At 54.4% G+C, this 13,386-nt stretch carries 11 protein-coding genes; 5 read left to right on the top strand and 6 right to left on the bottom strand.

What is annotated here, in order from left to right; genetic code table 11:
* Window positions 1-49 precede the first annotated feature (49 nt).
* On the bottom strand, window positions 50-1,234 hold the full coding sequence (locus E0L35_RS13285) for an NAD(P)/FAD-dependent oxidoreductase (RefSeq protein WP_138800514.1): 1,185 nt from the start codon (window positions 1,232-1,234) through the stop codon (window positions 50-52).
* Between the two features lie 136 nt (window positions 1,235-1,370).
* Here E0L35_RS13285 and E0L35_RS13280 point away from each other — a divergent pair, with 136 nt between their 5' ends.
* Both E0L35_RS13280 and E0L35_RS13275 read left to right on the top strand, forming a co-directional pair.
* Window positions 1,371-2,453, top strand: coding sequence for an efflux RND transporter periplasmic adaptor subunit (locus tag E0L35_RS13280; RefSeq protein WP_138800513.1), 1,083 nt, complete (start codon window positions 1,371-1,373; stop codon window positions 2,451-2,453).
* Window positions 2,453-5,575 (top strand): efflux RND transporter permease subunit, encoded by a 3,123-nt coding sequence (locus E0L35_RS13275; protein WP_022522779.1) that lies wholly within the window; start codon window positions 2,453-2,455, stop codon window positions 5,573-5,575. Before E0L35_RS13280 ends, E0L35_RS13275 begins: the two co-directional genes overlap by 1 nt.
* A 140-nt stretch (window positions 5,576-5,715) precedes the next feature.
* Here E0L35_RS13275 and E0L35_RS13270 read toward each other — a convergent pair whose 3' ends face one another.
* The gene (locus E0L35_RS13270) at window positions 5,716-6,144 is read right to left on the bottom strand and encodes a DUF3617 family protein (RefSeq protein ID WP_022522778.1); all 429 of its coding nucleotides are present in this window, start codon (window positions 6,142-6,144) and stop codon (window positions 5,716-5,718) included.
* A gap of 147 nt (window positions 6,145-6,291) precedes the next feature.
* Here E0L35_RS13270 and E0L35_RS13265 point away from each other — a divergent pair, with 147 nt between their 5' ends.
* Complete coding sequence (locus E0L35_RS13265) at window positions 6,292-6,501, top strand: CPXCG motif-containing cysteine-rich protein (protein WP_027958413.1); 210 nt, start codon at window positions 6,292-6,294, stop codon at window positions 6,499-6,501.
* 6 nt (window positions 6,502-6,507) lie between these two features.
* On the opposite strand, the gene E0L35_RS13260 is transcribed toward E0L35_RS13265, so the two are convergent.
* The 4 genes from E0L35_RS13260 to E0L35_RS13245 form a co-directional block, all read right to left on the bottom strand.
* A complete protein-coding gene (locus tag E0L35_RS13260; protein WP_027958412.1) occupies window positions 6,508-7,335 on the bottom strand; it encodes an ABC transporter permease subunit in 828 nt (275 codons plus the stop codon).
* Window positions 7,335-8,243, bottom strand: coding sequence for an ABC transporter permease subunit (locus tag E0L35_RS13255; protein ID WP_027958411.1), 909 nt, complete (start codon window positions 8,241-8,243; stop codon window positions 7,335-7,337). The genes E0L35_RS13260 and E0L35_RS13255 overlap by 1 nt, the downstream gene beginning before the upstream one ends.
* A 68-nt stretch (window positions 8,244-8,311) precedes the next feature.
* The gene (gene potA, locus E0L35_RS13250; RefSeq protein WP_138800512.1) at window positions 8,312-9,493 is read right to left on the bottom strand and encodes a polyamine ABC transporter ATP-binding protein; all 1,182 of its coding nucleotides are present in this window, start codon (window positions 9,491-9,493) and stop codon (window positions 8,312-8,314) included.
* A 101-nt stretch (window positions 9,494-9,594) separates the two neighbouring features.
* A complete protein-coding gene (locus E0L35_RS13245) occupies window positions 9,595-10,698 on the bottom strand; it encodes a polyamine ABC transporter substrate-binding protein (protein ID WP_022522773.1) in 1,104 nt (367 codons plus the stop codon).
* A 387-nt stretch (window positions 10,699-11,085) separates the two neighbouring features.
* Here E0L35_RS13245 and ahpC point away from each other — a divergent pair, with 387 nt between their 5' ends.
* Entirely contained in the window at window positions 11,086-11,649 is a 564-nt protein-coding gene (ahpC, locus tag E0L35_RS13240; protein WP_027958409.1) for an alkyl hydroperoxide reductase subunit C, read from the top strand.
* A gap of 173 nt (window positions 11,650-11,822) precedes the next feature.
* Window positions 11,823-13,379: an alkyl hydroperoxide reductase subunit F gene (gene ahpF / locus E0L35_RS13235; protein ID WP_138800511.1), complete on the top strand. Its 1,557-nt coding sequence runs from the start codon at window positions 11,823-11,825 to the stop codon at window positions 13,377-13,379.
* The last annotated feature ends 7 nt before the right edge of the window (window positions 13,380-13,386 follow it).

Below are 13,386 nucleotides of genomic sequence, written 5' to 3'. Positions count from 1 at the left end.
TACAGCCAGTGTATCGGTTTACGGCACTTGCAAATCTTTGATCAGCTTATTAAACAGCCTGCCCGCAGGCTACGCCACTCGCCCACGCCCACTGAAAGTTATACCCGCCTAGCTCTCCCGTTACATCTAATACTTCTCCGATAAAGCGCAACTGTGGTAAGCCTTTAACCTCAAAGGTTTTGGACGAAATCGCGTCGGTATTGACCCCGCCCATGGTTACCTCTGCGGTACGCCAACCTTCTGTTCCTGCTGGTTTCAGTTGCCAAGCGTTGAGTCTTTGCGCCCACTCATCCAATGCGGCATTAGCATACTGGGCCAGGGGCCGCGCCAAGTCATGGTCGGGGTACCACTCCAGCAGTGCTTGCGCAAAGCGTTTCGGAAAGCGTTCGCCAAGCCAAGTCGAGAGCTGACGCTTAGGCGTTTCTTGGCGTGCCTCACGTAGGGATTCCGCCACGTTTTCATTGGGCAGTAGATCGATACTAATGCTCTCCCCTGGCTGCCAAACGCTGGATATCTGCAGCATCGCCGGCCCAGACAAGCCGCGGTGGGTAAACAGCATGGGTTCCACAAAGCGGCGACTGCCAGCACTAACAGCCACTGGCACGCTCAAACCAGAGAGGTCAGCTGCGCGCGCTTTCCAGGTATCGCTTAAGGTAAAGGGCACCAGCCCGGGTCGCGTAGCGAATACCTCTAGACCAAATTGACGGGCAATGTCGTAGCCAAAACCCGTCGCGCCCATGCTCGGAATGGAAAGCCCACCGCTCGCGATGACGACCACCCCGGCATCGATTTTACCTATCGAAGTCGTTAGACGCATGGCACTGCCCTGTTGCTCCACGCGGGTAACCTGGGTGCTGAGCCTGATTTCAGCCCCAGCCCACTCACACTCGGTCAGTAACGTATGGACAATATCTTTAGCCGAGGTTGCACAGAATAGCTGACCCGGCGTTTTCTCAACATGTTCAACGCCATGGCGCTCGACCAGCTCAACAAAGTGCTCAGGGCGGTAACGTTTGAGCGCCGAAATACAAAAGTAAGGGTTTGAAGAGTAAAAGTGCTGTGGCGTTGTGCCAAGATTGGTAAAGTTGCAGCGGCCACCCCCGGACATGAGAATCTTCTTGCCCGCTTTGTTAGCATGATCAAGCACTAAGACCCGCTTTCCGGCATAGCCCGCTTGCGCTGCGCACATTAAGCCTGCGGCGCCAGCACCGATGATGACAACGTCATAGATCATAATGGACAGCTCATATTGAGAGCGACTCCCGTCGTAAAAGGCAGGCATTCTAACAGGGTCGCACTTAAAAATTATTATGCGGATACAATTACCATATACAATAACTGTATAAATATTATCTAACGCTGAGAACACTATGCTTTTGCCCTTTCATCAACGACGGCTGTTGCAACTCGCACTCGTGCCTCTCACTCTTCTGCTTTCCAGCGTAGCGCTCGCCCAATCGGCGCCGTCAGTCATAGGCACCCGGGCGATCATGACTACCTGGTCGGATCCAATAGAAGCCTTGGGCACCCTCCGTGCCGATGAGAGCGTCACACTATCGGCTACCGTCACGGATATCGTTGCCGAGATCAATTTCCGTGACGGCGAACAGGTCGAAGAAGGCCAGTTGCTTATTCGTCTGGAGGATGCCGAGGAGCAGGCGCAGCTGAGGGCGTCCCAGGCACTTCGCGAAGAGCGGCGTAATGCGTCAAATCGCGCTTCCCAGTTGCAAGAGCGCAACCTGGCGGCTCGGGCCGATGTAGAAGATAGCCAATCACGGCTGCGCCAGGCAGATGCCGATATTCAAGCGATTGAAGCGGAGTTGGCCAATTACCAGATAAAAGCCCCCTTTAGTGGCCGTGTCGGCTTTCGCAATATCAGTGTTGGCGCCCTGGTCACTCCAGGCATGGATCTGGTGACGCTCGATAAATTGGATGTTATGCAGCTAGATTTCAGCGTCCCCGAAGTATTTCTCGACCGCCTCTCACCAGGCTTGATGCTCAATGCCACAACTGCTGCCTACCCTGACGCCCTCTTTAGCGGTGAAATTGCCACCATCGGCACACGGGTGGATCCAGTCACGCGCAGCGTAAGCGTCCGCGCTGATCTCGAGAATACCGATGGCCGCTTGCGGCCTGGCATGCTGATGGAAGTGATCGTTCAACAGCACGTACGCGATACGGTTGTTATCCCTGAGGCGGCCATTGAGCCTAGCGGTGACCGTCACTTCGTGATGTTAATTGAACAGAGTGGAGGCAGCACACGCTTGGCACGGCGTGAAGTGGTGATCGGCGAGCGCCGCAATGGCGAGGTGGAAATTCTCGAGGGACTCGCCGCCAACGATTTAATTGTCTTTCATGGCCTACAGCTGGCCCGTGACGGGCAAGAAGCCAGGTTAATCGGGATCGCCGATGACGAGACCGGTATACGAGCGCTGTTGGAGGCCGACCGCTAATGCGTTTATCGGATATCTCTGTTCAGCGGCCGGTATTGGCGATGGTAATCGCGGCGCTGATTATTGCCTTTGGCCTGCTGGCACTCAATCGTCTGCCGCTGCAAGAGTACCCCACCATCGACCCGCCAGTGGTCACCATCGATACCCGCTACCCCGGAGCCTCGGCCAGCGTCGTCGAAACACGGATTACCCAAGTATTAGAAGACCGCATTGCTGGCGTTGAAGGCATTGAGCTGATTACCTCGCAAAGCGAGGATGGTCGCTCTCAGATCGAGATCGAATTTGGCATTGATATGGATATCAATGCCGCCGCCAATGATATTCGCGACCGCATCTCCGGCGCGCTGCGCAACCTACCCGACGACGCTGACAACCCAGAGGTCACCAAAGCCGATAGCAGCGAAGAAGTGGTGGTTTGGTTAAGCCTTTCCGGAAACGACTATTCCATTACTGAGCTAACCGACTACGCTAACCGCTTTTTGGTCGACAGCCTCTCCGTTCAGCCAGGGGTAGCACGGGTGCGTGTCGGCGGCGGCAGTGACTACGCCATGCGCGTGTGGCTGGATCGCAATGCCTTGGCCGCACGGGGACTCACCGTTAGCGATATCGAAGACGCACTGCGGGCAGAGAACGTAGAGCTACCGGCAGGCTCGCTTGAATCCAAGGATCGGCAGTTTATTGTCCGCCTCCCCCGTAGTTTTGCCAGTGCCGAAGATTTTCAGCGCCTCGCCCTCAGCTCTCCTCAAAACCAGGAGGAAAACGGCTATCTGGTGCGCCTTGCTGACGTAGCAAGAGTAGAGGTCGGCGCGGTGGAGGATCGTTCTGTCTTCCGCTCTAACGGCATCCCCATGGTCGGCCTAGGTATGATCATGCAGTCGACGGCCAATGTGATAGAGCTCTCTGAAGCCGTTCAGGTCGAACTTGAACGCCTGCAAGGTACGCTGCCTGAAGGGATGTCACTGAGCCTGAACTACGACGCCTCGCTGTTCGTCTCCGGAGCGATTGAGCAGGTCGTTATGACGCTGTTTATCGCCATGGGCTTGGTGGTGGTGGTGATCTTTATGTTTTTGGGCAATTTGCGCACCACCCTGGTACCCGCGGTGACCGTTCCGATTGCCGTTATTGGCGCCTTTACTGCTCTGGCCGCGATGAATTTCTCAATTAACCTGCTAACTCTGCTGGCGCTGGTGCTGGCGATCGGTCTGATTGTCGATGATGCCATCGTCGTGCTTGAAAATATTAACCGGCGTATGCACGACTACGGCGAGACGCCGCTAGTCGCCGCCTTTCGCGGGACCCGGCAAATCGCCTTTGCAGTCATTGCCACCACTCTGGTGTTGGTGGCGGTTTTCTTGCCACTCAGTATGTTGCAAGGCGATATTGGCCGACTATTTTCCGAGTTCGCGCTGACCATGGCCGCCGCGGTCGTAGTCTCTACGCTGCTGGCACTGACGCTTACGCCGATGATGGCGTCTAAAATTCTTAAGCCTGGCATGCACGACAGCCGGATTGGCAAAGCCGTGCAGTGGTTGCTCAGCGGCACACAACGCCGCTACCAGGCCACGTTAGAATGGATGCTCAAAATGCGTTGGCTGGTGGTCGCGGCGTTTGTATTATTGATTGGCGCCACCGCCTGGCTGGCCACGGTACTGCCCAACGAATACACGCCTCAAGAGGATCGCGGTAACTTTATCGTATTAGTGAATGGCCCTGAAGGCGCCACCTTCGACTACATGATGGATTATATGGATGAGATCGAAGCGCGGATGACGCCACTGGTGGAGAGCGGTGAGTTGGAGCGCGTAGTCGTTCGCGCCCCCCGTGGCTACGGCAACATAGAGAATTTCAATAGCGGCTTTATTATCGTCAATATGGCCGACTGGGGCAGTCGACGCAGTGCCTGGGAGATCATGGGCGAAGTACGCGAAAAGCTGCGTACGTTGCCGGGGGTACAAGCCTTCCCGGTGATGCGCCAGGGGTTTGGGCAGCGTACCCAGAAGCCGGTGCAGTTTGTGCTGGGCGGCGGGACTTACGAAGAGCTTGCCCGCTGGCGCGATACGCTGATCGATCATGTGCGTGAAAACAACCCGCGCTTGATGGCACTAGAGAGCAACTACAACGAAACCCAGCCGCAGCTAAGAGTCGATATTGACTACGAGCGTGCCGCTTCGCTAGGCGTTACGGTTACCGAGATCGGCAGAACGCTTGAAGTGCTGTTAGGTGGCCGTAACGTCACTCGCTATGTTGATGATGGTGAAGAGTACGACGTCATTTTGGAAGGTGACCGCGGCAGTCAAAACAGCCCGAGGGCGTTGGATAACATTCAGGTTCGATCCGCTCGCACAGGTGAGCTGATCCCTCTGGCCAGTTTGGTCACCCTCTCCGACTTTGCTGGCGCCAGCACTTTGAACCGCTTTGACCGTATACGGGCGATTACCATTGAAGCCAACCTGGCGGATGGCTACCCCCTTGGCGAAGCTTTGACCTATTTAGAGCAGAGCGCCGCGGAGCTACTGCCGGAAGAGGCGCAAACCAATGTGGCAGGCGCCTCAAGGGACTTCCAGCAAGCCAGTGGCGCCACCGCCTTCCTGCTAATACTGGGCGCGCTTGTGGTCTTTTTGGTGTTAGCAGCGCAGTTCGAAAGTCTGATTCACCCCTTTGTGATAATGCTTACGGTGCCGCTCGCAATGAGCGGCGCTTTGCTCGCCCTGCTGCTAAGCGGTCAATCGCTTAATATCTACAGCCAAGTAGGCTTGGTGCTGCTAATTGGCCTAGCGGCGAAAAACGGCATTTTGATTGTCGAGTTTGCCAATCAGTTGCGCGATGAGGGTAAAGCCTTCCGTTCGGCGTTGATTGAAGCCTCTGTAACGCGTTTAAGACCTATCTTAATGACCGCCGTGACCACCATGGCCGGCGCCATTCCGCTGATTGTCTCGACAGGGCCGGGGTCTGAGTCTCGCTTGGTTATCGGCACCGTGATTATGGCGGGGGTCGGCTCGGCCACGCTGTTTACGCTGTTTGTGGTGCCTGTGGCTTACGACTTGCTGGCGCGCCACACCGGTTCGCCCGGGGCAGTGAAAAGGCGATTAGAGGAGGAAATTGCTAATGCACCATCTGACTGATGTCATTGCCAACGCAGCGAAGCAATCTGGTTTTTAGAGGCCACCGCACGCTTGAGATTGCCGCGTCGCTGCGCTCCTCGCAATGACGACCTCAATGAAAAAGGGTGCCTGTTGGCACCCTTTGAAAAGAGAGCTAGCGATTACTCACACTCGCCAAGATACTCGCCTTCAATCACGGTATTCATGCTCAGCTCACCCATGGGGGACTGGGTAAGGATATCGACGCTGCCTTCGATACGCTCGCCCATAAAACGCATTTCGCCATCGATGGTAGCTTCGCCACCCTCAGCGCGACACACCATGCTGTAGCTTAGACCGTCCGCATTGAGCTCCTGGTCGAGCAGCTCGCAGCCTTCTTCTTCCTCGATGAAGCCAAATTCAGCTCCCTCAAGCTCTTCCTGACTAATACACTGGCGCTCGGTTTCCGTTTGATCCGGAATTTCCATTTCGCCGGTGACGCTGGTTTTGCTCACAAACTCCCACTCACCAGCGGTGACATTGGGGGTTTCAGCCAACGCGACCATCGGAAAGGCCACTAGGGCCGCTACTGCCATGTTACGTAACATCATCGCTACTCTCGCTGCGTTGCTTTGGGAACTTAAATCCTGGGATATCCTACCTGATTCAATCCTACGATGCCCTACCCGACGACCACACTGCTACACTCATTGGGTAAGAAACTGATTTAGCGCATCCGCTATACAAGGTAGCCAACAATGCAAGACGACGCCCTGGTCAATTATGACTTCCACTGCCCCTACTGCGATTCGCCGCTGACCTTCTTGATTGATACGTCACAGGGCAGCCATGATACCTGGGAGGATTGCCATCAATGCTGCGCGCCCATCCAGCTACAGATCATCGTCTCACCGGTGACCGGAGAACTCGATAGCGTCGTCGCCGGGCGCGACGACGACGTTCTATAGTTTGATTTAAACTTCTCGTAGAGCAGCCTTCCGCCGGGTCTCATTACGTCGCATAAGAAACCACGCCAACAGTGTCGCCAGCGATACCGTTAGGATGATCAATGTAGCAAGCGCATTAATCTTCGGCGACACCCCCATACGCACCGAAGAAAACACCACCATCGGCAGCGTATTGGCCCCTGGCCCGGAAACAAAGCTGGCGATCACCAGGTCATCCAGGGAGAGGGTAAACGCCAGCAGCCAGCCTGCAGCCAGCGCGGGGGTAATGATCGGCAGCGTGATAGAAAAAAAGGTTTTCACTGGAGGTGAACCCAAATCCATGGCGGCCTCTTCAATGGAGTGATCCACTTCCCGCAGCCGCGCAGCCACCACGACCGCCACATAGGCACTGCAAAAGGTGGTGTGAGCAATCCAAATGGTTGCCATACCCCGGTCGGCTGGCCAGCCGGTAATCTGCGCCATCTGCACAAATAGCAACAGCAGCGAAAGACCGGTGATGACTTCGGGCATCACCAGCGGCGCTGTGACCATACTCGACAGCGCCGTTTTGCCCCGGAAGTGACCATAGCGTGTCATTACAAAGGCTGCCACGGTGCCCAGGCAAACCGCCATGCTGGCCGCGAAAAACGCGATGCGCAGGCTCGTCCATACCGCCGACAAAATCTGCTGATCTCGAAACAGCTCGCCGTACCACTGGGTGGAAAACCCCGCCCACACCGTCACCAGCTTCGATGCGTTAAACGAATACACCACCAGCACAAACATCGGTAGGTAAAGAAACAGCAGACCAAGCACCAGCATGACCGTTGAGAAGCTCGGCCGTCGCATGCTCATTATTCAAGCTCCTTGGACTGGTAACGATGAAACCAGACTATCGGCACCAGTAATAGCAGTAGCATCACCATGGCCAGCGCCGACGCCACGGGCCAGTCGCGGTTGAGAAAGAACTCCTCCCACAGCACTTTGCCGATCATTAGCGTATCAGGGCCGCCCAGCAGTTCAGGAATCACAAACTCCCCTACCGCAGGTATAAACACCAGCATCGAACCGGCCACAATGCCGCCCGTAGAGAGCGGCAAGGTGACTTTGATAAAGGTATTGAACTTGCGCGAGCCAAGATCTGCAGCGGCCTCTAACAACGAGTTATCCATGCGCGTTAAGTGGGCATATAGCGGCAGCACCATGAACGGCAAGTAGGCATAAACAATGCCAATAGTTACTGAAAACTGGGTATTCATCATGCGCAGCGGCGAATCAATCAGGCCAATCCCGATCAACAGGTTATTGATTAACCCACTGTTGCTTAGAATTCCCATCCAGGCATAGACACGAATCAAAAACGACGTCCATGACGGCAACATGACCAGCAGCAGTAACAGCAGTTGCCAGCGTGCTGGGGCTCGGGCCATGGCATACGCCATCGGGTAACCGAGCAACAAACAGGCCAGCGTGGCAATAAACGCCGTTTTCACTGAGCCCCAATAGGCGGCGATATACAACGAATCTGAGAGCAGAAAGAGATAATTGCCCAGATTAAGAAAGACATGCAGCGTCTGATCGGCGTACTCAAGCAGCGGGCCATAGGGCGGAATCGCAATCGCCGCTTCGGAGAGGCTGATTTTGAGCACCAGCGCAAAGGGCAGTAAAAAAAACAGCATCAGCCACACGAGCGGAAACGCGATCACTGCTCGGCGCCCCAGCTGCAAGCGTTTGAGCAGTGCTGAAGAACGAGATAACTTCATTAAAGGCAGTCTCCTCGCGGTAAGGAATGCGCCACTATCGCAATTCAAAACTTTAGCAGCTCAAGACGCTAGCGGTTCAAAACAATCGTACTGTGATCTTCCCAGTAGACATACACACTGTCTTCCCAGGTGGGTCGATCACCGCGACGCTCGGTATTGGCCATACTGACTTTAATGATCTGGCCCGACTGGGTGCGCACGTAGTAGATCGAGAAACCGCCTAAATAGGCAATATCATCCACCTTGCCTTCTGCCCAGTTATATTCTGTTGTGGGTTTCTCGCGGGTTAGCCAGATTTTTTCAGGGCGCAGCGCGACCCAAACCCGCCGATTCGACGCCTGGGTGGTAATACCGTGGTCAATATAAATGGGCCGCTCGAGCGCGGGAGCGACGATGCGGCAGTGGTCAGCAGCATCTTCGCTAATCTCTCCTTCAAACAGATTCACCGTACCGACAAATTCCGCCACCATGCGGCTCACCGGGCTTTCATAAATATCGATCGGCGAGCCTATTTGTTCGATCCAGCCATCGGCCATGATCGCCACGCGGTCGGCCATGGTCATGGCCTCTTCCTGGTCGTGAGTGACCATAATGCAGGTAACACCCACCTGCTCGATGATCTCCACTACCTCTAGCTGCATTTCAGTGCGCAGTTTTTTATCCAGTGCGCCCATGGGCTCGTCTAACAGTAACAGTTTGGGCCGCTTGGCCAGCGAACGCGCCAGTGCTACACGCTGGCGCTGACCGCCAGAAAGTTGATGCGGTTTGCGCTTGGCAAAGCGCTCCATATGCACCAGCTTCAACATTTGCGCGACGCGAGCGTCGATATCCGCTTTGGGGAGCTTATCCTGCTTTAAACCAAAGGCAATATTCTGCGCCACCGTCATATGCGGAAATAGCGCATAGGACTGGAACATCATATTGATAGGCCGCTTGTGCGGAGGCATAGCGGTGATATTTTCACCGTCTAATAAAATACGGCCCTCAGAAGGAGTTTCAAACCCCGCCAACATCCTCAGCAGGGTTGATTTACCTGACCCGGAACCACCCAATAGCGCGAAAATTTCTCCGCGCTTAACCTGCAAATTGACATCATCCACCGCCAGCGCATCATCAAACCGCTTGCTTAAGCGTTTTACTTCCAGCACCACATCTTCAGCAAACCGCGGGGTTTTACCCTGGGGGCGCGACGAAGAAGGAGTGATTGGCGAAGCAGATGAAGGCTCGTTCGACAGGGGCGTAGTGACCATTCGCCACTCCCATCAAAAGGCCCGGCAATCCGGGCATTAAAAAAGACGAGCAGCGAGCCATAGAGAATTAACTCCAGGCTCGCCGTCGGATAAATGTCGGTTTAACGACCAGACTTTACGCGGTTCCAAATGCGCGTACGGGCACGCAGCACATCTTGAGGCTTTTCAGCCTGTACGTATAGGTTTTGCATGACCTCGGTTTCTGGGTAAATAGCCGGGTCATTGATGATTTCATCAGAGAGGTACTCATCGGCCGCCGCGTTAGGATTGGCATAACGCACGTACTCGGTAATTTCAGCAGCGATTTCCGGGTCAAGAATAAAGTTGATAAAGGCGTGAGCGTTTTCAGTATTAGGCGCATCGGCGGGTACTGCCATCATGTCGAACCAGAGCGCGGCGCCTTCTTTAGGAATGCTATAGGCGATGGTGAAATCTCGCCCTGCTTCTTCAGCACGATCGGCGGCCTGGAAAACATCACCCGAGTAACCAGCGGCCACGCAGATATCGCCATTCGCCAGATCGGACACATAGCGGGAAGAGTGAAAATAAGTCATGTCGTCGCGAACGTCGGCGATCAGTTCGCCAGCCGCTTCAATATCGTCCAGATTTTCACTCAGGGGATCAAACCCCAGGTACGCCATGGCGGGCGAGAGCATTTCATCGGCAGAGTCCAGCATCGACAAGCCGCAGCCCGCTTCGCTCAATGCAGCGGTTATTTCAGGATCAAACAGCAGTGCCCAACTATCTACCGGCGCGTCATCACCCAGAATTTCTTTTACCCGGTCAACGTTATAGCCGATTCCATTGGTGCCCCACATATAGGGAACCGAGTATTCGCTACCGGCGTCGATAGTTTCCAGGTTGGCCATCAGCTCGGGGTTGAGATTGTCTAAATTGGTTAGTAACTCATGGTTGAGCGGCTGAAAAACACCGGCTTTCACTTGGCGGGTAAAATAGTAGGTAGAAGGTACCACCACATCGTAGCCGGAACGCCCGGCGAGCAGTGCGGCATCCAAAATTTCATTGCTGTCATAAACGTCATAAGTCACTTCAATGCCGGTACGCTCGGTGAATTTTTCCAGCGTTTCCGGGGCAATGTAGTCTGACCAGTTAAATACCCGCACCTCTTCAGCGTGGGCAGCGCTAGCCGCTGCGGCGAATGAGATAGCCGCAACGGCCGCGGAAAGTTTGTGGATGTTCCCCATTATCACTGCTCCTGTTGTCTCAACTAGTCATTAAACAATTCAGCATTCACTAAACAATTCAGCCAAATATTTTGCCAAGTGTCTTCATACCAAGTGCGCCCTGCTGCTGCCGGCAACAGCCCTCAGCGGCTAACAATAGCGTAGGCCATATTACTGACCGTGCGAATTTTGCGGTGCAGTGACGCCTACCGCAAGCCAATGTGAAAAATTCTTGTATTTTGCCCTACCGACCCCATTAAGTAGCTAGTAAAACAGGATCTTGTGGTACGCCAATAGGGCAATGCTATTGGCTAGATGGCTTTTTTTAATTTTAGACATTAGTCGCTAGCCGTTAGCATTAGCACTACTTTATAAACCCTTCACTCATGACAACTGGAGATTATCTGAATGTCCTTGATCAACACTGAAGTAAAACCGTTTAAAGCCACTGCTTACCTGAATGGCGAATTCGTCGACGTAAGTGAAGCTGATCTGCAAGGCCAGTGGTCTATTTTCTTCTTCTACCCCGCCGATTTTACCTTTGTTTGCCCCACTGAGCTGGGCGATTTGGCCGATCACTATGCCGAGTTCAAGAAGCTGGGCGTTGAGATCTACAGCGTTTCGACCGATACCCACTTCACTCACAAAGCATGGCACGACAGCTCAGAGACCATCGGCAAGCTGCAGTACCCAATGATCGCCGATCCGACGCTACGGATTTCACGTAACTTCGAAGTCTTGATTGAAGACGCGGGTCTTGCTGAGCGCGGCACATTCGTTGTCGACCCAGACGGTAAAATCCAAATTGTCGAAATCAACGCTGGCAATATCGGCCGTAACGCCGAAGAGCTGCTGCGTAAAGTGAAAGCCGCTCAATACGTTCGTGCCAACCCGAACGAAGTGTGCCCGGCTAAATGGAAAGAAGGCGAAGAAACGCTGGCACCTTCACTGGATCTTGTAGGCAAAATCTAAACCGCCTACGGCTTTCACGCGCTTGCTCTTATTTGCGTGGCGCAAGAGCGTGCAGGTTCAACGCCCGGGTTTCGCCCGGGCGTTCTGTTTTAAAACAGTTTTAAATTATTAATGATTAGCGCCGTCACACGCGTGTATTTAATACGTCTGTTACTTGCGAGGAAGCTACTGTCATGCTGGACGCCAATTTAAAATCCCAGTTAAAAGCGTATCTGGAAAAAGTGACTCAGCCGTTCGAGATCGTTGCCTCCCTCGATGACGGTGCCAAGTCGCAAGAACTTCTCGGCCTGCTTGAGGACATCAGCAGCCTGAGCGATAAAATTACCCTACACAGCGATGGCCAGGACGACCGCACGCCATCGTTTGCGATCAACCGCCCGGGTGAAGAGACTGGCGTGGTGTTTGCCGGCATCCCCATGGGCCACGAGTTCACGTCGCTGGTGTTGGCACTGCTGCAAGTCGGCGGTCATCCGCCTAAAACGTCTGCTGAGCTACTCGACCAAATCAAAGCCCTCGACGGCGAGATGCTTTTCGAGACTTACTACTCGCTCTCGTGCCAGAACTGCCCTGACGTGGTTCAAGCGCTTAACCTCATGGCTATCTTCAACCCGAACATTCGTCACGTCGCTATTGACGGGGCACTGTTTCAGGACGAAGTTGAGTCGCGGGAAATCATGTCGGTGCCAAGCATCTATCTGAACGGTAAGCCGTTCGATCAAGGCCGTATGACCCTTGAGCAGATTTTGGCCAAAGTTGATACTGGTGCCGCCGAACGCGATGCCAAAAAGCTCAACGAGAAAGCCGCTTTCGATACGCTCGTCATTGGTGGTGGCCCGGCAGGCGCGGCGGCCGCCATTTACTCAGCACGCAAAGGCATTAACACCGGCATTGCCGCTGAGCGTTTCGGTGGTCAGGTGGCTGACACCATGGGAATTGAAAACTTTATCTCCGTTTCCCATACCGAAGGCCCCAAGCTAGTTAGCGCGCTTGAAGAGCACGTAAAAGATTACGAAGTCGATGTCATGAACCTGCAGCTTGCCACGGCGTTTAAAGCAGCCGAGGCGGAAGGTGGACTGCACGAAGTCACCTTTGAGTCGGGTGCGACGCTTAAGAGCAAAACCCTGGTACTGGCGACGGGTGCCCGCTGGCGCGAAATGAACGTGCCCGGCGAACAGCAGTACCGCAACAAAGGGGTGGCTTACTGCCCTCACTGTGACGGTCCGCTGTTCAAAGGTAAGCGGGTAGCGGTGATTGGTGGCGGTAACTCTGGCGTTGAAGCGGCGATCGATCTGGCGGGTATTGTCGGCCATGTCACGCTCGTAGAGTTTATGGGTGAGATGCGTGCCGACGCAGTGCTGCAGAAAAAGCTCAAGAGTCTGCCTAACGTCGATATTATCCTCAACGCACAAACCACCGAAGTAACGGGCGATGGCAGCCGTGTGAATGGCTTGAACTATAAAGACCGCACGTCCGACGAGAGCAAATCCATCGCGCTGGAAGGCATTTTTGTTCAGATTGGTCTGGTGCCTAACACCGAGTGGTTGAAAGGCTCTCCGATTGAAATGACGCCCCGCGGTGAGATCATCGTCGATGCTCACGGTATGACATCCGTGCCCGGCGTCTTCGCCGCAGGCGATGTAACTACCGTGCCCTACAAGCAGATCATCATCGCCATGGGCGAAGGCGCCAAGGCATCGCTGGGTGCTTTCGACTATCTCATTCGAAACTGACAGTGGC

The organism is Halomonas sp. ATBC28 (genome assembly GCF_005937175.1).
Lineage (GTDB): Bacteria > Pseudomonadota > Gammaproteobacteria > Pseudomonadales > Halomonadaceae > Vreelandella > Vreelandella titanicae.
The sequence above is the reverse complement of the archived record's forward strand: the minus strand, read 5'-3'. Positions and strand labels throughout refer to the sequence as shown.

What these genes read in the sequence shown, in the direction of transcription:
- potA (WP_138800512.1), bottom strand. Translation starts at nt 9,493, where the DNA reads ATGGTCACTACGCCCCTGTCGAACGAGCCTTCATCTGCTTCGCCAATC.
- E0L35_RS13260 (WP_027958412.1), bottom strand. Translation starts at nt 7,335, where the DNA reads ATGAGCATGCGACGGCCGAGCTTCTCAACGGTCATGCTGGTGCTTGGT.
- E0L35_RS13265 (WP_027958413.1), top strand. Translation starts at nt 6,292, where the DNA reads ATGCAAGACGACGCCCTGGTCAATTATGACTTCCACTGCCCCTACTGC.
- ahpC (WP_027958409.1), top strand. Translation starts at nt 11,086, where the DNA reads ATGTCCTTGATCAACACTGAAGTAAAACCGTTTAAAGCCACTGCTTAC.
- E0L35_RS13285 (WP_138800514.1), bottom strand. Translation starts at nt 1,234, where the DNA reads ATGATCTATGACGTTGTCATCATCGGTGCTGGCGCCGCAGGCTTAATG.
- E0L35_RS13275 (WP_022522779.1), top strand. Translation starts at nt 2,453, where the DNA reads ATGCGTTTATCGGATATCTCTGTTCAGCGGCCGGTATTGGCGATGGTA.
- E0L35_RS13255 (WP_027958411.1), bottom strand. Translation starts at nt 8,243, where the DNA reads ATGAAGTTATCTCGTTCTTCAGCACTGCTCAAACGCTTGCAGCTGGGG.
- ahpF (WP_138800511.1), top strand. Translation starts at nt 11,823, where the DNA reads ATGCTGGACGCCAATTTAAAATCCCAGTTAAAAGCGTATCTGGAAAAA.
- E0L35_RS13270 (WP_022522778.1), bottom strand. Translation starts at nt 6,144, where the DNA reads ATGATGTTACGTAACATGGCAGTAGCGGCCCTAGTGGCCTTTCCGATG.
- E0L35_RS13245 (WP_022522773.1), bottom strand. Translation starts at nt 10,698, where the DNA reads ATGGGGAACATCCACAAACTTTCCGCGGCCGTTGCGGCTATCTCATTC.
- E0L35_RS13280 (WP_138800513.1), top strand. Translation starts at nt 1,371, where the DNA reads ATGCTTTTGCCCTTTCATCAACGACGGCTGTTGCAACTCGCACTCGTG.